The sequence below is a fragment of the Algibacter sp. TI.3.09 genome (assembly GCF_038154905.1).
Classification (GTDB): Bacteria; Bacteroidota; Bacteroidia; order Flavobacteriales; family Flavobacteriaceae; genus Algibacter.
The window spans coordinates 1-281 of record NZ_JBAKAN010000082.1 but is presented as its reverse complement, the minus strand read 5'-3'; the positions used below and the strand labels follow the sequence as shown (position 1 = coordinate 281).

At 37.0% G+C, this 281-nt stretch carries 1 protein-coding gene; it reads right to left on the bottom strand.

Annotated elements, in window-relative coordinates:
- Positions 1 to 281 (bottom strand): FAD-dependent oxidoreductase (locus V6246_RS18410; RefSeq protein WP_341561885.1); only part of this gene is annotated, 281 nt, incomplete at both ends.

Below are 281 nucleotides of genomic sequence, written 5' to 3'. Positions count from 1 at the left end.
TTTAGCTTGCTTTTCAGTGATACCAACAGATGCAATCTCAGGAGTACAGTAAGTACAACCAGGAATGTTTCCGTAGTCTAAAGCTTCACCATGTTGTCCAGCTAATTTTTCTACACAAAGTATACCTTCAGCAGAAGCAACGTGTGCTAAAGCAGGCCCAGGAGTAATATCTCCAATAGCAAAATATCCACGGATATTAGTTTGGTAAATATCGTTAACAATTACTTTATCTCTATCCACAACAATTCCAACATCTTCTAATCCAATGTTTTCAATGTTTG